Origin of the sequence: Pseudoalteromonas luteoviolacea, assembly GCF_001696455.1 — a bacterium.
GTDB classification, from domain to species: domain Bacteria; phylum Pseudomonadota; class Gammaproteobacteria; order Enterobacterales; family Alteromonadaceae; genus Pseudoalteromonas; species Pseudoalteromonas luteoviolacea_C.
This window is the reverse complement of sequence record NZ_MAUJ01000012.1, coordinates 48,151-69,255: the sequence shown is the minus strand read 5'-3', so window position 1 is coordinate 69,255 and position 21,105 is coordinate 48,151. Positions and strand designations below refer to the sequence as shown.

2 protein-coding genes are annotated in these 21,105 nt (G+C 50.4%); both read left to right on the top strand.

The features are described from left to right. Positions 1-7: 7 nt before the first annotated feature. Complete coding sequence (locus tag A7985_RS22735) at positions 8-772, top strand: alpha/beta fold hydrolase (protein ID WP_065792713.1); 765 nt, start codon at positions 8-10, stop codon at positions 770-772. Further along, positions 772-21,102, top strand: coding sequence for an SDR family NAD(P)-dependent oxidoreductase (locus A7985_RS26295; RefSeq protein ID WP_065792712.1), 20,331 nt, complete (start codon positions 772-774; stop codon positions 21,100-21,102). Before A7985_RS22735 ends, A7985_RS26295 begins: the two co-directional genes overlap by 1 nt. Positions 21,103-21,105: the final 3 nt, after the last annotated feature.

Here is a 21,105-nt window from a genome sequence, read left to right as displayed (position 1 = left end):
ATTAATTATGAATAATAAAAAAGATAAAACAATCGTACTAGTACATGGATTAGGTCTCGGAGCATGGATTTTCGAAGAGAGTTATGTCCCTTATTTTCAATCATTAGGCTATGAGGTGAAGGTGGTTGAACTGCCTGAGCATACGCCTGAGTCATCCAATTTAGCCAGACAGCAGGTGTCCGTTGATTATTGCGTTGAACACGTCAAACAGGAATGCCAGTCAATTAAAGGTGATTTTGTACTCGTTGGCATGAGTTTAGGCGGGGCGATATGTCAGCATATTGCCTCGCAAAAAGATGTCTCCGACAACTTAAAAGGCGTGGTGTTACTTTCTTCAGTGCCCCCAGTGAGCGGGTTAATTTTTTCGCTGCGCATGTGCCAAAGATTGGCTAAATCACATCAACAAGTGCTCTGTGACTTTTTCTCTAGCAAAAAGAACGAGCGGCTGCTGTTTGCGCCGCATAGTTTAGAGCGCTTGCCGTCTGAGCAGGTAACAGAATATTTAGAAAAGATTTTATCAAATTTTTCACTCTTGCAATATGAGGTCTTTTTCCAAGATTTATTCAAGTTTCCAGTGAAGATAAATGTCCCTCTGTGTGTCATTGGTGGGGAAGACGACATGCTTTTCCAGCCAGAAGTGAACAGATTCATTGGTAATTATTACGGTGTGAAACCACACATCCTTCCCAAGTTGGGACACATGATCCCAATTGAGCCAGAAAATAATAATAGTTTGCAGGTCATTGAACAGTTTTTAAGGGAGAAAATTTAATGGAATATACAAATAAAGTCATCATTGTAGGTGCAGGCCTTTCAGGGATCTGCATGGCGATTGCACTTAAGAAAAAGGGCATCGACTTTGTTATTTTAGAAAAGAACGCTGGTGTTGGTGGCACTTGGTTTGAAAACCGCTATCCCGGTGCAGGATGCGACATTCCCATGTTTGCGTATTGCTATTCATTTGAACGCTTTAATGGTGAGCATGAGTGGCCGAAACAACCTGAGATCCTAGCGTATTTTGAACACTGTGTAGAAAAATATGACATTGCCAAGCACATTCGTTTCAATGCCACGGTAAACACTGCCCAGTTCGATGAAGACAATGCACACTGGGACGTGTCACTGACAGACGGCTCTCGCTATCGCGGGCAATTTTTTGTCAGTGCCACAGGGCAGCTGAATATACCGCATACGCCACAGTTTGCTGGGATGGACGCCTTTAAAAGCCCCATTGTACACTCAGCTGAGTGGCAAAATGACCTTGATGTGAAAGATAAAGTTGTGGGTATTGTGGGGAATGGCGCAACCACGTTGCAGATTGTAGAAGCGCTGCAACCCATCGCTAAAAAAGTGCACGTCTTTGCCCGCAGTGCCAAATATATTTTTCCACGCGTTAAATATTCGCCATTAACGATTGCGAAAATGAAACGTGATGAAACCTTCTGGCTCAACATGAGAGAGCAATTCTCGGCCTCTCAAGATAAATATCATGCACATTTGAACCAGTTCCCAAGTTTAGACCCTTTTAACCCTGACTCAGATGTCAAACAATTCTATGCCCAATCTAATATCGCTGATTGGGACGAATACGATGGTTTCTACAAATGGTTGGAAGCACGCGATTTGCGTCCAGACTACCCAACTGGGTGCTCGAGACCCCTCGCCTCTAACACTTACCACAATGCCATTCGCGAAGAGAATGTGGAGTTAGTCACCCAAGGCATAGAACGATTTGATGAAACGGGTGTGATCTGCGATGGCGAGCAGCGTCCCCTTGATATGATGATCATGGCGACGGGGTTTGATTTGAATAACCTGGTGCCAAAATACGACATCATTGGTGCGAACAATCGTCTCCTTGCAGACGCGTGGGCTGAGTACCCTCAAGCCTATTTGGGGATGGCCGCAGCAAGTTATCCCAACCTATTCTTCCTATACGGCCCGAATACCAATACCAATTCAACGTCTGTGACCTTCTATGTTGAGTGTCAGGTCAATTACATTATGCAAATCCTGGCTGAACAAGAACAGCAAGGTTTTAATCGCTTAGAAGTGAAGCCTGAGGCCGTGACGCGCTTCACCGATTTTATTCAGACCAAAAGTCAGGAAGTGGCGGAGTCTGCGGAATGTTCTTCGTGGTATAAAAATAAAGACAATCTGAATATCAGTACTTTCCCGGCCAGTTTTGACAAGTATGCTGAGCTGACTGCTCACGCAAGTTTGCAAGACTATATCGTTCACTACCCAGAAAAAGAGGCACTGCCAGAGGTGTCCAGTGAACAGATCAACAAAGTAAAACCTAAAGTGGTCGAGGTGTTTGCCAGCACTACGGGACTCGAAAAAGGCGACATTGACACAGAGAGAGCGCTGGGTGAATACCCGCTCGACTCCATGTTGATGACTGAATTCATTAATAAGATAAATCAACGCTTTGATGTCAAACTAGAAACGGTTGTGTTGTTTGAGTGTGCCACTTTGGCAAAGCTGGCTGAGCGTATCGCCGCGACCATTGCCAGTCAGACGCCACACGCCTCTGCTGCTGAGGCACAAGCATCACACGCTGTCGCGACACCGAACTCGGAGTCAGCAGCGACAAATGTCCCCATGCTCAGCAGTAAGCAAATGAATATGCTGATGCAATCTACTCAAGCGCAGACCACTGATGGCGAGGAGAAGGCATCTAGTGAGGCGACCGAAGCGGTGGCAGTGATCAGCGCCGCGGGCTACTTTCCACAGGCTGACTCGGCAGAAGCATTGTGGCAAAACCTCATTGACAACCAGCTGAGTATTACTGAGATCCCCGAGACGCGCTGGAACTGGCATCAACATGCTGCTGAGCATGACGATATCGGCGAGTCCCGAACCAAATGGGGAGGGTTTGTGAATGATGTCGATTTATTCGACCCGCTGTTCTTTAAAATTAGCCCAACGGAAGCAGAGTGGATCGACCCGCAACAACGCCTGTTCTTGCAATGCTGCTGGGAACTGATAGAGCGTGCAGGTTACAACCCGTTTGGTATGTCTAACAAAAAAGTCGGGGTTATTTTAGGCATTAACTTAACCGACTACGCAGAGCTGATCCAACAGAGTTTAATTGAACTCAACAGCCTCCAGATGAGTGGTCTGATGAACTTGTTTGGTGCTAACCGCGTGTCTTATCTATTTGGTTTCACAGGTCCAAGTGAAGTCATTGACACTGCTTGTTCTTCATCACTAGTTGCGGTGCATCGCGGTATCCAATCGTTAAGACAAGACAACTGTGACATGGTCATCGCCGGTGGCGCAAACTTGATGCTCAGTCCGAAAATGCACCTGTTATATGCAAAGTCGGGCATGCTAGCGGAAGATGGACGCTGTAAACCTTTCTCAGATCAAGCCAATGGTTATGTACGTGGTGAAGGGGTCGCTGCCGTATTACTGAAAAAATTATCCCGTGCAGAGGCCGATGGCGACACGATCATGGGAGTCATACGCGGCTCTGCAGAAAACCATGGTGGTAAGGCCGTCTCATTGACTGCCCCGAACCAAACGCTACAGGCCGAATTGATATATGATGCCATGTCTGAAGCCGACTTTGACCCGCGCACCATCGGTTACATTGAATGTCATGGCACAGGCACTGCGCTGGGCGATCCAATTGAGTTCCAAGGGCTGAGCAAAGCATTCGAAAACCGTTATAAAGACATTGATAAAAATGTACGTGCCGGAAAATGTGGTCTCGGTTCGATTAAGTCCAACATTGGTCATTTAGAAACGGCTGCGGGTGTGGCGGGCTTGATCAAAGTCTTGATGTCAATGAAACATCAAACTCTGCCAGCCACCTTATTTGACGGTCAGGTCAACAAACAAATTAATCTAGAGCACAGCCCGTTCTACCTCGTGACAGAAAATCAATCTTGGGAGCCTGTCACACTGGATGGCGTCACCTACCCTCGCAGAGCTGGGGTCAGCAGTTTTGGCGCGGGCGGCACCAATGCACACGTTGTACTGGAGGAATATATTCCGTCGGGCAACCGAACAACTGGGGTGATGGCTGAACAGCCAAACCTATTTTTACTGTCTGCGCAAACGCAGCAGCAGTTAGTACAAAAAGCCAATGACCTTCATGCCGCACTGAGCACTGAGGCACAAACGATAGCGGATAACACGCTAGAAGCGGCACAGCAATTGGCTTCCGTGGCGTATACATTACAGCTTGGTCGCGAGGAGATGGACTTTAGATTGGCCATTATCGCCAATTCATACCAACAATTATGTCAGCGTCTCACGCAGTATGTCGCCCAGCAACAGGCTGGCGATGATGTGTTTGTCGCGCAGGCTTCAAAGCACCAAGACTTTGGGCAAATGTTTAATGAAGATGCCGAGTTCCAAGGCACGATAGACAGTTGGTTGGCGTCTCGTCGTCTCAGTAAATTGGCTGAACTGTGGGTCAAAGGCGTAAAAGTCGCATGGCAACCTATGTATGCCGGTATGTCACCACAGCGTGTGATGCTACCTGGCCACCCATTTAACAAACGCCGCTATTGGTTTGAAGGGGCGACCCAAAAACGTTGGGGTGGCACGCTGGAGCAGCAAGTACTGCTGCCTATGATCCATAAAAATGTCTCAGACTTTTCTCGTCAAGCCTACTCAGTGGACCTCAATGGGAATGAGTTCTTTACCCGAGACCACAAAGTTAAGTTAGGCAAAGGCGGGACAGAAAGTGTCAAGGTGTTACCTGGTGTTGCGTACCTAGAAATGGTCTTTGAGGCGTATGTCTTGGCAAACGGTGGCGAGCCTGAGGAGATGCTGGAGTTTTCAGAAGTCGCTTGGCTAAGACCTCTGCTTGTGTCTGAAAAGAAAACGGCAATCGTGTCATTTGAGTACAATGAAGATGACGAGTTTACCTTCTCCATTTCCTCGTTAGAGGGTGAGGAAGAGGTGCTGCACTGCCAGGGTCTGCTGTTGAGCGCGGAGCCTGTGGATGCACAAACAATCTCTATTGCAGAGCTGAAAGACAGTGCCAATGGGTATGAACTAAACCAAGCACAGATCTATCAGGGCATGTCAGCACTTGGGTTGGACTATGGGCCAAGCCATCGTGCGATAAATCACTTATGGAGAAATGAGCAGAGTGTGTTCGCTGAAGTTGCAGTGCCTGATATATCTGAACTGCAGCAAGATGCGTATTTCTTGCATCCGAGTCTACTGGATGGAATTTTGCAAGCCTGTAATGGCTTGGTGAATGATTTACGCGATGACGGCCAATATCCGTTTTTACCTATCGCCGTCGATTCACTGGCTATCTTAGCGCCGTGTGCAGAGAAAATGTACGCACAAGTACGTCGTGCTGACGGAGCCGACAATGCTGCTGGCATGGCGATAATGGACATCGACGTATTTGATGAATCTGGAAAACTGGCAATTCAGATTAAAGGGCTAAATATCAGAGAAGCGCGTCCTGCCAACGCGATTAAAAATAAAAAGAACTTATTAGCTGAGCCTGTGTGGGTGTCGCAAGCTGTGACAGTACGCGAGCAAGCATTGGATTTACAGCAGCACATTTTACTGTGTGGAGATGTGGCTGAGGCACAAGCGCTGCGCGCTTTATTGCCGCAGGCGCAGATCCAGCACTTAGACTTAAGCAGCGCAAATAAGGCCGAGGTGTACACGAAACTCGCTGAGCAGTGCTTAACTACCTTGCAGTCTATTTGGCCATCATCTACCAGCACAGGCACCGTGTTCCAAGTGGTGCTTAATAACGATGAAGACGCGAGCTGGCGCGCAGGTATTGCCGGTCTACTGCAAAGTGCGATGAGAGAAAATGCGCGCTTGAACGCGCAAGTGGTGTTTGTCGATAAACAGACGCCAAGCGAACAATTGAGCCGCAGCCTGACACAAGAGTTAAATAATCGCGAGTTTGTTTCGTTAGTGCGTTACCAAGATACTCAGCGCCAAATTCGTCAATGGACAGAAGTGGCCGAAAAAGAGACGCTCCAGCCTTCATTAATCAAAGAAGGCGGCTGTTATCTAATCACCGGTGGCAGTGGTGGCTTGGGCCTCGTTTTTGCTAGATGGATTGCATCACAGGTGAACGATGTGCAGCTGGTGATAACTGGCAGAAAACCGCTTAACCCAGCGCTAAAAGATAAATTGGCGACCATCCCTTGCCCATCCGAGCGGGTGCACTACGAGCAAGTTGATCTCACTGACATCGCCGCGGTAAACACATTATTTGACCGCATCGCACACGTTGCTAAACCACTGAACGGTATTTTCCACTTGGCAGGTATGGTGTCCGATGGTTTCTTGATTAATAAAACGCCAGCGGGATTGGCAGAGGTCTTGGCTCCGAAAGTACAGGGCACCCTCAATCTTTCAGCCGCGAGTGACCAACAACCGTTAGACTTTATGGTGTTATTCTCCTCGTTAGTCTCTTGGGCGGGTAACGCGGGTCAGGCCGATTACGCTGCGGCAAACGGATTCTTAGATGGCTTCGCCTCCATGCGTAACGCGCAGGTTACTGCTGGCGCTTGTCAGGGCAAAACCGTCGCCATCAACTGGCCGCTATGGGCCTCGGGTGGCATGGGCATGACCGAGGAGCAGCTGTCGGTCTTTATTGAGAAATATGGCCTGGCGATGCTCTCCGATGAGGAGGGGATTGCGCTATTTAGCCAGTGTATGGAAGTGGACGCTGAGCAAGTTATCGCGCTGTGTGGCGATCGCAATAAATTACCTGAAGCGCTGGCTCACACGCCGGGGCTATCACCACTGCAAGCTCCTAAAGCCGTCAATAGTGCGGCCAACAACAGCCAAAGTGGCGATCTCGCCAGCCGCACTGAACAGTATTTTTGTGACCTATTTGCACGCTTGTTGAAGCTGCCTGAAGAGGACGTTGAAGCCAGCGCCGGGTTTGAGCGCTATGGCATTGATTCAATCCTGTCGATGACACTGACGCGTGCACTTGAGAAAGACTTTGGCACTTTATCTAAAACACTGTTCTTTGAATATCAAACCATTGCACAACTGAGTGAATATTTTGTAGAGGCGCATCCAGAGACGCTAGCGACCCTGCTTGGTGAAGACACAAGTCATGTCGCTACGTCAAGTACCCACACAGCAAGTACTGAGGTGACGAGCAAACCGTCATCGACCTCGCCACTTGCGCGGGCGCGTTTACGCCGTAATGGCGCGAAGTCACGTGCTGATAACGCACACGCGTTGGCGAAAGAGCCGATTGCTATTATCGGTATCAGTGGCCGTTACCCTGAATCTGAGGATCTGGCTGAGTACTGGAACAATCTGGCCGCTGGGCGTGATTGTATTAGCGAAGTGCCTGAGTCTCGTTGGGACTGGCGCGAGTACTACAGTGAAGATCGCACGGTATCTGGCCATCACTTCAGTAAATGGGGGGGCTTTATTGCCGGAGTCGATGAGTTCGACCCACGCTTTTTCAATATCTCACCAAAAGAAGCACTGACCATAGACCCACAAGAACGCTTGTTCCTCCAACATGCATGGTTGGCAATGGAAGATGCGGGATACACGCGCGATAGCCTGCAAGTGCCGCGTGAAAAACAGCAAAGTGGTCAAGTGGGTGTTTACGCTGGGGTGATGTACAGCGAATACCAGTTGATTGGTGCAGAGGCCAGCATGGGTGGCCAGCGCATGGGCTTCGCCAGCTCGCCTGCGAGTGTGGCGAACCGCGTGTCTTATGTTATGAATGTGCATGGGCCAAGCATGACGGTTGATACCATGTGTTCTTCGTCACTGACGGCTATTCACTTAGCATGTCAAGACTTGAAGTTAGGTCGTACCGACATGGCACTGGCTGGGGGGGTGAATGTCACCATTCATCCAAACAAATATCTGATGCTCAGTGCCGGTCAGTTTATCTCCAGTGATGGCCACTGCCAGAGCTTTGGAGAAGGCGGCGATGGCTATATTCCAGCTGAGGGCGTGGGAGTTGTACTACTAAAACTCTTATCTAAAGCGGAGGCTGATGGCGATGCCATTCACGGGGTGATCCGTGGCAGTGCATTGAATCACGGGGGTCATACCCGCGGTTACTCGGTCCCTAACCCGAATGCGCAAACTTGCGCGATTGAACAAGCGCTTGCAGATGCGCAAGTGGACCCGCGTCACATCAGTTATTTAGAAGCGCATGGCACTGGCACTAAGCTGGGCGACCCAATTGAAATCGCGGGTTTGAGCAAAGCATTTTATCGTGACCGAGCGCCACAACAAAGAGAGTCTGGCTACTGCTTAATTGGCTCTTCCAAGTCGAATATTGGTCATGGTGAGTCCGCTGCGGGGATTGCGGGTCTGTCTAAGGTGTTGCTACAAATGCGCCACCGTCAGATCGCACCTTCACTGCATTCACAACAACTCAATCAAAATATTGATTTTGAGCAAACGCCATTTGTGGTCAATCAACAGCTCGTGCCTTGGGAAGCCCCGATCATTGATGGTCGCAGTATCCCTCGCTTAGCGGGCCTATCATCATTTGGCGCAGGGGGCTCAAATGCCCATTTAATTATCGAAGAATATGTCGCTAAGGCGCAGCAACAAGCGTCTTCTGACCCTGTACTTGTGCCACTGTCAGCGCGCACATATGAACAATTACAAGCGCGTGTAAGCACATTACTGACGCACTTAGACTCGTCAGATGACGTGTCATTGCAGTCACTGGCCTATACCTTACAGTTGGGCCGTGAAGCAATGGACGAGAGAATGGCCATGGTGGTTGACTCGGTCGCGCAGCTGCAAGCGCAATTGCGTGCGTTCAGTCAGTGGCAAGTTGAAACCCCCTTGCCTGATGGCGTGTACTATGCGCAAGTTAAGGCGAGTCGTGCGGCTTTATCAGCACTGCGAGAAACGCAAAATGTGGCGCAGAATGTCGCGACTTGGCTACAAAATAAAGCGTTAGATAACCTCGCTGAGCTGTGGGTCAAAGGTCAAAAAGTCTCGTGGGATCAGTTATATCTAGGCACCAAAGTGCAGCGTATGCATCTACCGGTTTACCAGTTTGCACGTGAAAGATATTGGGTGGAACCCGATGCGCAATTAATGCCAGTTGCCATGCAGTCGGGCATTCACCCGCTGTTACAGATGAATACCTCGACATTACATGCCCATGGTTATCGCACCGAATTCAAAGGCACTGAGCCGTTTATTAGTACGGCGGGGACCGTACCGGCTGAGGTGTGTTTAGAAATGGCCAGAGCCGCCGTGGAATGCGGACTGGCATTGAAGCAAGAAGGGCAAAGTGTGACCTTGTCACAGCTCGCATGGGGTGCCCCGGTTACGGTGGCGGAGGGCGGACAATCGGTCTCTATTGATCTCTTTAACCTCCATGCCGAAGGCAGTGAGGTTGACTTTGAAATTTACAGCCAGACCCAAGATGCAGAGATTATACACTGTCAGGGTCATGGCCAGGTGCAATCTCAGCCGCTGCCAACGCTGGCGTTAAATACGCTGAAATCCAGCCTCGCGCCGCTGCCGATTGAGTTACCAAAAGGGGTCGTGGCAGTTGACCACGATGCCTCTGAACTGCTTATTGAGCTGGCTTTCCCTGAAAGCTTACAAAACAGCTTAGAAATCTATGCTATTCATCCGGAGGTGGTACGCACCAGCTTTGCGGTCATTGGACAATGGTTGGCACATCATGGTCTGCCATTATCAGCGTGGCAGCAGGCTTACCCGCAAGGGTTAGCGGCATTGCACGTTCACTTTGCCAGCAGCCAGAACATGGTGGTGCGGGTTAGTCGCACTGGGGATGCGCAAAACCTTGCGTTATCTTTGGCATTCTGCGACAGCCAAGGGCGTTGTTATCAGCAATGGGAAGAGCTACGTTTTGCCATGCCTGTGGCGACAAGCAATGTGACGGCCAAACTGGCAGAGCCAGAACCGTCGCGTGTGATGACATCGTCTGCGTCTACACCAGCACTGACTGAACCTGCACCCGCGCAATTAGAGACCATGACTGAAGTGCAGTGGCGCAGTGCTGCAGCGGCAGTCACTGCAACGGTCTCAACATCGCATGCACAGCCAAGTGACGTGCGCAGCAAGCCGAGCGACGTGGTGTTACAACCGATTGAGGCGGCCAACCTGACCAATGCGGCATCTTTGCATCGCCCAAGTTTCACTTTGGTGCCTGTGCACTCGGTGTATGCACCAGAGAGCCAAGCACCGTCACAAAGTGCGATGTTAGTGCGACTGTACCAGCTCGGTCAGGGCGTGTATCGCCTAGCGATGCAACAGGGCCAATTGGACGATGCATTGATTGAACAATTCAACCAAGCGCTGGATTATCTTGCTGCGCGCGACGATGTCAATGCGCTCTTAGTGAGCGGTGAAAGCGACACCTTCTTACAAGGGGCATGGGCATATCCTGGCGTTAAATCGCTCTATCAGCGTATCGTCAACTTTGCCGCGCCAACGATTGCGATGATGCAAGGAGATGCACTGGGTGCGGGCCTTTGTCTAGGGGCGCTATGTGACCAAATGGTATGTGCAGAAGCGTCGCGCTATGGCCTGTGGTCTACCGAGGCGTCTCGTGGCACCAATGCGGCTGAGCAAGCATTATGGGAGGCGCGCTTAGGGCGTGCTCAGGCGGCGGATCTCTTGTTTATGACCGATAACGCCAGTGGTGAACAGTGGCGTCGTAAAGGTTGGAGTTGCCCAGTGGTGGCGGCTGCAGATGTTGAGCGTACAGCGCGTGAATGGGCAGGTCACTTGGCCGGCAAATCCACCCATGCACTACAAACATTAAAAGCACATCTGACGGCGGCGCGTCGCGATTGGGTTGCGGCATTAACGGATGAAACCGAGATGCCACAGGGCAATGTCGCGATGAGCCTTCAGCCAGACAGAATCAGTGATGCAGACGCTCTGACGCTGCGTACTCAAGACACAACACTGTGGGTTGAGTTACATGCTGCCCCTGAACAATCACAAGTGGCAGCGCTAATAAAAGTACTTAACGAGGCGCAGGACGCAGGCTACAGCAGCTTAGTGCTCAGCAGTGCCCACACCACATTCCTACCTGAAGTGACGGCGAATGATAGTGCGCTAGAAGCGCTGATGGCACAGCTTGTGAGCTGCCCGATTTTAGTGGTGGCTGCCTTAACGGGCGACGCGCAGGGCCGCGCTTGGCTATTGGCGCAAAGTTGTGATGCCATCGTGTATAACCGCACGGCACAATACGGTGACAATGGTTTATGGCGCACGTCAGACCTTGCATTCCCCTTACTCTCGCTGCGTATCGGCGAGACGCTCAGTCAGCAATTGTTATTGGGGGCTGACACCTTTAGCGGAGACGCTCTGCCAAAAGGGGTACCACATTGGTATCTATGTGATGACGGCGACGTGATGGCGCAGGCGACGCGCTTGACGGCCACTTGGCAGCACATTGCTCGCCCTGAATGGCGCGCTGCATTGGCGCGTTGGAAGGGAGATGTTTGGACGCAACTCAGTGAGCAAAAAACGGCACTGAGCACGGCGTTACAGGCCACCGAGCAGCCTCGTGATACTGGTCAGACTGACATCACAGTTGGTCAAGATATCGTCTTGAACTCGAAGGTGATTAGTGCCACGGCGTATCCAAATGGGGTCGTTCAAATCACCATGGCAGATCGTCAAGTCAGAAACATGTTCTCCCCTGATTTTATCGCGGGGATGGATGAAGTGTTTGCGCATATTGCCGAGCACAACGAATACAAAGTGGTGGTACTCACAGGCTATAACCAGTACTTTGCCAGTGGGGGCACCAAAGAAACATTATTGGCAATTCAGCGCGGAGAAGTGAAGTTTACCGATGAGAAGGTATTCCAGTTACCGCTGAATTGTGATTTACCTGTGATAGCGGCGATGCAAGGGCATTCGGTAGGCGCAGGTTGGGCTTTGGGTATGTTTGCGGATGTGCCGGTATTCAGTGCTCAAAGTCACTATATCAGTCCTTATATGAATTATGGATTTACTCCAGGGGCGGGTTCGACACTGCTGCTTCCACGCAAACTGGGCCAAGACTTAGGCATAGATAGCCTGTTCAGTGGCCACGGCTATGAGGGCAGTGCGTTGAGCGCGCGCGGACTGGCATGCACTGTGGTACCGCGCCAAGACGTTATGTCGACGGCGATGACAATGGCACAGGCACTGAGCCAAGCCAGCCGCTCGCAGTTGATGGCATTGAAAGCACAGTGGCGTCAGCAACTGATGCCTGATTTAGCAGCGACCTACACCAGTGAGCTTGCGATGCATGAAGCCACATTTGTTGGACGCAGTGACACGCTGGCACTGATCGAATCGCTCTATGCCAATGAGACGCAAAGCGCAGCACCGCAGGCGACAGTTACGCAATCAGGTGCTCGTCCACAGGCGTCAGTGGCCGAGGTTATACAACAATTAAGCGTGATGTTGGCGACGGAACTACACATGGATCCACAAGAGTTGGATCCACAAGAACAGTTTGTCGACTTGGGCCTTGACTCCATCACGGGCGTCACTTGGGTACGCGCCATCAATGCCAAATATGGCCTAGAGATTGAAGCGACGCAGGTATACAACTACCCAACCTTGCAGGCATTCAGTGATTACGTCAGTGAGGTGGTGGCTCAGCATGCGCCGGCAACGGTGGAGCCTGCGGTATCCGCACCGGTCACAGCGACCCGTATAGCACCTGTCTCAAGCAGTGCTGTTACGCACACCTTGACGGCATTGCTGGCGGGTGAACTACACATGGGGGTAGAGGAACTAGACGAACACGAACAGTTTGTCGATTTGGGTCTAGATTCTATTACCGGTGTCACTTGGGTGAAGGCGATTAATGCCAAGTATGGTTTAGAGATCGAAGCGACTCAGGTATATAGCTACCCAACATTGCATGAATTCAGTGGCTACGTTAGCGACGTGATTGCGCAACAATCACCACAAGCGACAGACGTTGAGTCAACCGCTGTATCTGCCCCTGTGGTCGCGGCAACGCCTGTCTCTACACCTGCATCGGTATCGACGGAAGCGGTGGAAACACAACTTGCTGCACTGCTTGCCGCTGAGTTGCATATGACGGTTGAAGAGCTGGACGCAGAAGAACAGTTTGTCGACTTGGGCCTAGACTCAATCACCGGCGTGACTTGGGTGAAGGCCATCAATGCCCAATATGGCTTAGACATTGAAGCGACGCAGGTTTACAGTTATCCGACCCTACGTGCATTCAGTGACTATGTGAGTGGGTTCATTGCACCTCAGGAACCAGCAGCCGCGACACCATCTGCGGCGGCACCTGAGCAGGCGCCGCAAACTGAGACGCCTGCAATACGTCCAGACAGCAGTGCAGAGTATCGTCCTCAGTATCCAGTATTAAGTTCTTGGCGCTCGGCAGCGAAACCGATGGCAACGGGCAATATCATTCAACCCATTGCAATCATTGGTATGTCAGGCCAGTTTGCGGGTGCGGAAAATCTCACTCAATATTGGGAAGCCCTCGCCAGCGGACAAGATATGATCAAAGAAGTGCCGGAGGAGCGCTGGTCAAGCGAGCACTATTATCAGGCCAGTGACACACCGGTGAAGGGCAAAACCAATAGCAAATGGTTGGGGGCACTCACCAATTACGACACCTTTGACCCCTTGTTCTTTAACTTATCGCCTAAAGAAGCGATGAGTATGGATCCGCAACAGCGCTTATTCTTAGAGTCTTGTTGGAACAGTATTGAGGACGCAGGTTACGCACCTCAACAGCTGTCTGGCAGTCGTTGCGGCGTATTTGTTGGCTGCGCGAGTGCGGGTTACCAATTACAAGCAAGAGAGTTGCAAGTCAGTGCGCCAGGCTTTACCGGTGATGCAACCTCGATTTTGGCGGCGCGGATCGCATACTTTATGAATTTGCAGGGACCCTGTGTCTCAATCGATACCGCATGTTCATCTTCACTTGTGGCCATCTCGCAGGCGTGTGACAGCTTAACCAATGCCGACAGTGATATGGCGCTGGCAGGCGGCGTGTATGTCATGTCGGGCCCAGAATTACATCTTAAGTCTGCACAGGCTGGTATGCTGTCTCCTGATGGTCGTTGCTTTACCTTCGACCAACGTGCGAACGGTTTCGTGCCAGGTGAAGGTGTGGGTGTGGTGATGCTCAAGCGTTTGCGAGATGCCCAGCAAGATGGGGACAACATCCATGCTGTACTGCAGGGGTGGGGGGTGAATCAAGATGGTAAAACCAACGGTATCACAGCACCGAGCGCGCAGTCACAAAGTCGTCTGGAGCGCAGTGTTTACGACAAATTTGCCATAGACCCTGAAGAGATCCAGCTAGTTGAAGCGCATGGTACGGGCACGCCTTTGGGTGACCCAATTGAGGTTGAAGGTCTGAAAACCGCGTTTAAAGCCTATACGGATCGCGAAGCTTTCTGTGCACTGGGGTCGGTGAAAAGTAACATCGGCCACTGTCTGGCAGCGGCAGGTGTGGCCGGGGTCATCAAGGTTGTACTGGCACTGAAACACCGTCAGCTACCGCCAACCCTTCACGTTGAACAGGTCAATGAACATGTTTCACTGAAAGGCAGCCCATTCTACATTAATGATCGCTTACAACCTTGGGAAGTGAATGATGGACAGCGCCGTCAAGGGGTGGTCAGTTCATTTGGATTCAGTGGGACGAATGCACACATGGTGGTTGCTGAACCACCAAAAGACAATGATAAACGTCAACCCTCAGAGGGAGCGACGGGGATTGCCAAAGTGATCCCATTATCGGCGAAAACGCCAGAACAATTAACACAGCGCGCCAGTGATCTCGCTGCGCACTTATCCGGCAAAGATCATGTCGCTTCGCTAACGCGTTTGGCTTATACACTACAAACTGGCCGTGAAGAGATGAACGAGCGACTGTGTATTTATACCGACTCTATCTCGGGCTTGGTGGCGCAGTTAAACCGTTATGTCGCGGCAGACAAAGACCGTGATGGTAATTTGGGACAACAAAAAGCCGCTTTAGAAGCTGAGGGGATATTCCGTGAGCGTGTTGGCGCGCACAAAGAGGGTATTCAGCTTATTAGCCAAGATGCCCAAGTTAAACAGACACTGATTGAACAATGGCTGCGCACTGAGCAATTTTTGACCATTGCACACATGTGGAGTAAGGGCCTGAGCCTGAACTGGTTAAGCATGTATGAGGCGCAGCAGCCGCAACGAGTGAGTTTACCGACTTACCCATTTGGCAAAGAACGCTTCTGGTTTAAAGCGCCAGCGGTGAACCATATTGCGGAAACCATCTTGACAGAGCGTGCAGATTATATTCACCCGCTGCTGCAGCAAAATATCTCAAAATTGGGCTTGCAAGCGTACAGCACTAAGCTGCAACTAGACGATGCGCAAATCCAAAAAGCGTTGGGGATGAATACACCAAGCTCGATTGATAAACATCTCCCTAAGATCTACGCAGAGATGGCGAGATTGGCGGTTTTAGATGCCTACAATGGCGGCGACCGTGAGCAGTGGATTGAATTATATGATGTGCATTGGGTCGCGATGGGGGACCAAGCAAGCGATCAGCTAGAGTTACAGATTGCCCTATTTAACCAACAGCAACAGACGCTAGAATTTGAAGTGTTCTATGTGGCGGAATCTGGCAAAGAAGTCACCCTATGTCATGGTTATGCCAGAGTGATTGAGCAAGCGGTTCAGAGCCAATTGAACCTTGAGTCGATTAGCTCGGCGGTGAAGAGTGACAACTCAGGCCTTCAGCTGTTTGAAAAATTGGATGTCTTACCAGATGACGATCAGCGTTATCCTTCCAAGTTAGCAGTGCTGGGCTTAATGTCTGACAGTATGAATGCTTCAGCAAGGTTACTTGGCCTAGACGCAAATGTTGTCTCCCCGACTATGATTGAATCCTTTGTGGTGTCAGGTGAGCAACTGTCTGCGCAAAGTGAGCTGTATGTCCATGCGCAGATATTTGAGGAAAAGTATGTTTATGTAGACATTTTATTGTTCCAAAACGACGGTTCACTCTTTGCTAAACTCACAGGGTTACACTTCAATGTCAGCCGAGTGGTGGTAGACAATAACAATATGGCGGTGAGTCAGCCGGTTAGTTTTACGCAAGAAACGACACCGCAACTGAGCGCACCACAGCAGCAAGTGGATCGCACCGAGTTAGGTCAGTATCTGACTGCTAGCCTAGCCCAAGCGTTGTATCTAGATGAGACGCAAATCGACCCTGATACGCAGTTCACTGAGCTAGGTGTTGATTCTATCATTGCTGTGGAGTGGGTGGCGTCAGTGAATAAGCGCTATCACACCGATATTTTAGTGACCACGTTCTATCAATATCCAACGCTCAATCAGCTTGCGGATTATGTCGCGGGTCTACTGGGTGAGGTGGTCACGGAGCCAGCGCCGGCGCAGCCGAAAGTGGTGACTGAGCAAACGCCAATACAACCAGTTGTCGAGATCACGACACAGCCGGATAAAGAGTCAACGGTACAGTATTTAATCGCGAGTTTGGCCGAGGCGCTATATCTAGATGAAGCGCAAATTGATGTGGATACTCAGTTTACGGAGCTAGGCGTCGACTCAATCATCGCGGTTGAGTGGGTGAGTGCGGTGAATAAGCACTTTGATACCAATGTGTTGGTGACCACTTTCTATCAATACCCGACCATCAATAAATTGGCCGACTATGTGGCTGAACTGGTTGGCAATACGAAAGTTCAGGTCAATGTCATCCCGTCGACACCAACGGTTGCTGAGCAGCCAGTGGCGCAACCTGCGGAGCAACCAGCCGAGGAGATACCAGGGCAAATAGACACAACCACCATGGTACAGTACCTGACGGCGAGTTTGGCCGAAGCGCTCTACCTAGACTATGCACAGATAGATCCGGATACTCAGTTCACGGAACTGGGCGTCGACTCAATCATCGCGGTTGAGTGGGTGAGTGCGGTGAATAAACACTTTGCGACCGAGGTGTTGGTCACGACGTTCTACCAGTATCCGTCTATCAATAAATTAGCGGATTATATTGCGCGTCAGACAGCGGATAAAGCCGCCCAACCAAGCGCGCTACAGTCCGCTGTGGTTTCTGAGCGTGCGGCCACGGTTATCGAACAGGCGCCAGCGGTTGCACAACCGGTGCAACAAGCGGGCGATATTACCACGATGATACAGTACTTGACGGCGAGCTTAGCGGAAGCGCTGTATCTTGATGAAGCACAAATCGACTCGGATACGCAGTTTACGGAACTGGGCGTTGACTCCATCATTGCCGTTGAATGGGTCACTGCGGTGAATAGGCACTTCAATACCGAGGTGCTCGTCACCACGTTCTATCAGTATCCCACGATCAGCAAACTGGCGGACTATATTGCGAGCCAAATGCCAAGTACGACCGCGCAAACGAGCGCAGCGACACCGGTTGCACAAACGAGTCAACCTATTACAACGCCTGCTGCGACGTTAGTGCATGATGACAAAGCCACCATGATGCAGTATTTGACTGCGAGCTTGGCTGATGCATTATACCTTGATGAGGCACAGATTGACCCTGATACGCAGTTTACTGAATTGGGGGTTGACTCTATTATTGCGGTCGAGTGGGTCGCCGCGGTGAACAGACAATATGGCACCGATATTTTGGTAACCACGTTCTACCAGTATCCGACTATCGCGCAGTTGGCCACTTACCTAGCCACTCGCACGGCCAGTGAGCCAAGTGTGGCACCGTCTGAGCCTGCGCCTGTGGCAGCAAAGAATACCGAGACACCGGTCTCCAACACCCCCGTCACGGCGACACCGTCTGTGGCGTCGACGATGACGATGGAGGCGTTACAAAGTGATCTGAAGGCCAGCCTTGCGGATGCCTTATACCTAGAGGAAGACAGTCTCGACAATGACGTTGAGTTCGCTGATTTCGGTGTGGACTCCATCATTGCAGTTGAATGGGTCAGTGCCATCAATAGAAAATATGGCACCAATATTTTGGTTACGACTTTCTATCAGTTCCCATCTATTAGTAAGTTGGCTCCATTCATTTGGGGTGAAATAAACAAAAATAGCCCGGTTGCGCAGTCACCCCGTGCGGTGGAAACGCCAAAGGCAGCCTCACCGGCTGTATCGCAAAGCGCGACGGCGCAAAGCGGTGAAACAAAGAAAATTGCCTTTGTGGTGAATCAACCGGACGGCGAACAAGTGTTGATTGCCAGACGTCATAAACAGTGTCAACCAGCGGCGCTGCTAGGCGATGAACGCGCACACTTATCGCTGTTAGAACCAGTTGCAATCATCGGTATGGCAGGACAATTCCCGCAAGCCAATGACATTGCGCAATTCTGGGATAACATCGCCGAAAGCCGTGATTGTATTACGGAAGTACCAAACGAGCGCTGGCGTGTTGCTGAGTTCTATCAACACAGTGACAACCCAGTGGAAGGCAAAGCCAATAGCAAGTGGATGGGTGAGCTGATTGATGCGGATAAGTTCGACCCACTGTTCTTCAATATTTCACCCAGTGAAGCCGAGGTTATCGATCCACAGCAACGTCTGTTCTTGCAAAATTGTTGGCATACCATTGAGCATGCTGGTTACGATGCCAGTGAGTTAGCGGGTAGCAAGTGTGGGGTCTTTGTTGGATGTGGACCGGGCGATTACTTGCAGTTTATCGGTGATGCGAAGCACAGTGCCCAAGCGCTGACTGGCGGTGCAACGTCGATACTGGCTGCACGCATCGCTTACCACCTTGACTTGCAAGGGCCGTGTGTCTCGATTGACACCGCATGTTCTTCTTCTTTGGTGGCGATTGCCAACGCATGTGACAGCTTAGATAACGGCAGCAGTGACATTGCCCTAGCGGGCGGAGTGTGCGTTATGTCTGGTCCGTCAATGCATATCATGACGTCACAGTCGGGCATGTTGTCTACCGATGGTAAATGTTACACCTTTGATGACCGAGCGAATGGGTTCGTACCTGGCGAAGGCGTCGGTGTGGTGATGCTCAAACGTTTGTCTGATGCCGAGCAAAGCAACGATACTATCCACGCCGTCATTAAAGGGTGGGGCGTGAACCAAGATGGTAAAACCAACGGTATTACCGCGCCAAACCCAGAGTCGCAAACGCGCTTGCAACAGGACATCTATCGCAGATTTGCCATTAATCCTGAACAGATCCAACTGATCGAGGCACATGGCACAGGTACTAAGTTAGGTGACCCAGTTGAGATAGAGGGCCTAAAACAAACATTCTGTGGTGTGACGGGTCAAGCTGCGTCGTGTGCATTGGGCTCGGTGAAAAGTAATATTGGTCACACCTTGGCGGCCGCGGGTGTTGCTGGGGTCATCAAATTGACCATGGCTATCAAGCATCAACAGTTGCCACCGACTATCAACTATGAAAAGCAAAACAGCCATATTCACCTAGAGGGGACGCCGTTCTTTGTCAATGACAAGCTACAGGCATGGTCAACACCTAAGCATCACACTAGACATGCGGCGGTGAGCTCCTTCGGCTTTAGTGGCACCAATGCGCACTTGGTGGTGGCAGAGCATACTGGCGCAGCGGCTAAACAGGTTGCACAGCAGCAGCTGGTGAACAGCAGTGCCATGAATACGATTGTGCTGTCAGCGAGAACCAAGGAACAGCTCCGCCAAAAGGCCGGTGACCTACTGCAAATATTGCAAAGCGACACCGCGCCAAGTCTGGCTGACATCGCCTATACGTTACAAGTGGGTCGTGCGGCGATGGAAGAGAGATTGGCGCTGATGGTCGTATCCAAACAGCAGTTAATCGAGAAGCTAACGGTCTTTGTACAAGGTAAAAACAGTGTGCCTGGCGTGTTCTTCGGTCAGGTTGCGAGAAACAAAGAGTCGCTCTCTGTTTTGAATTCCGATGAGGATACGAAAGCCCTTATCCAACAGTGGATAACGAATAACAAGCTACACAAGTTACTCGCATTGTGGGTGAAGGGCTTGGTCTTCGATTGGAATGAACTGTATGGCAATAAAAAGTATGCCCGTTGTCAGTTGCCGCTTTATCCATTTGCGAAAGAGCGTTATTGGCTTGCCAATACCAAGCAAGAAGTCGACGTGCAGCAAAGTGGTGGACAAATCGAGGTACTGCACCCGTTATTGCATACCAACGCCTCTGATTTCTATCAGCAACGCTATCAGACCTGTTTCTCTGGTGATGAGTTCTATTTGACTGACCACCTGTTGCAGCAAGGTATTGCGCCGAGCAAGAAGTTACTGCCTGGCGTGGCATATCTAGAGATGGCGAGAGCGGGCTTGGCTGACGCCTTGAGATCTGATAGTGAGGACTGTGGGTTCGCCTTTGAAAATATTGTGTGGCTCAACCCGGTAATTTACGGAGAAACCAATGCGGTCTCGCTTGAACTTTCTGCATCAGAGTCGCATGGTGAGACCGTCTTCAAGTTTGAAATTGTCAGTGATAAGGACGGACAGCGTCAGCTTCACTGTGAGGGTATGATCCGTGTGATTGACAGACCTGATGACTTAAATGTTGATTTAATCGCCATTCAGAGTCGTGTAAATAAGGTTTTCAAAGCACCGCAAGAATTCTATCAAGACTTTGCCAGCCGTGGCCTGTGCTATGGTCCGGCACACCAGCCTGTTAAATTTATCAAGATGGCAGGAAATGAAGTATTTGCTAGTTTGGAGCTGCCAGAGGACCTATTAGATGGGCACAACCAATATCAAATACATCCGGCCATGATGGATGGTGCACTGCAAACATGTGCAGCACTGCTTAATGGCGATGACACTGATAGCAAAGCACCGGCATTACCTTTTGCCATCGATAGCTTCTGGTATTACAACAGCTGTAAACCGCAAATGTATGTTCTGGTAACCCCAGAGCAGAGCGGAGAAAGCAAATCTGCGTTTACGAAGTTTAATATCGAGCTATTTGATGACCAAGGTACTGTATGCGCTGAGATTAAGGGGTTCTCCGTTCGTGAAAAATTTGAAGAAAAAGATGTACTTACAGCTGATGACAACAATGAGTTTAATAACGATAACCAGCACTCGTTCAATGAAGGCTTTTACGAAGACCTTCTTGCACGAATCGAAAATCAAGATATCTCGGTTGAAGATGCAGTCGAATTGGAATAGTAC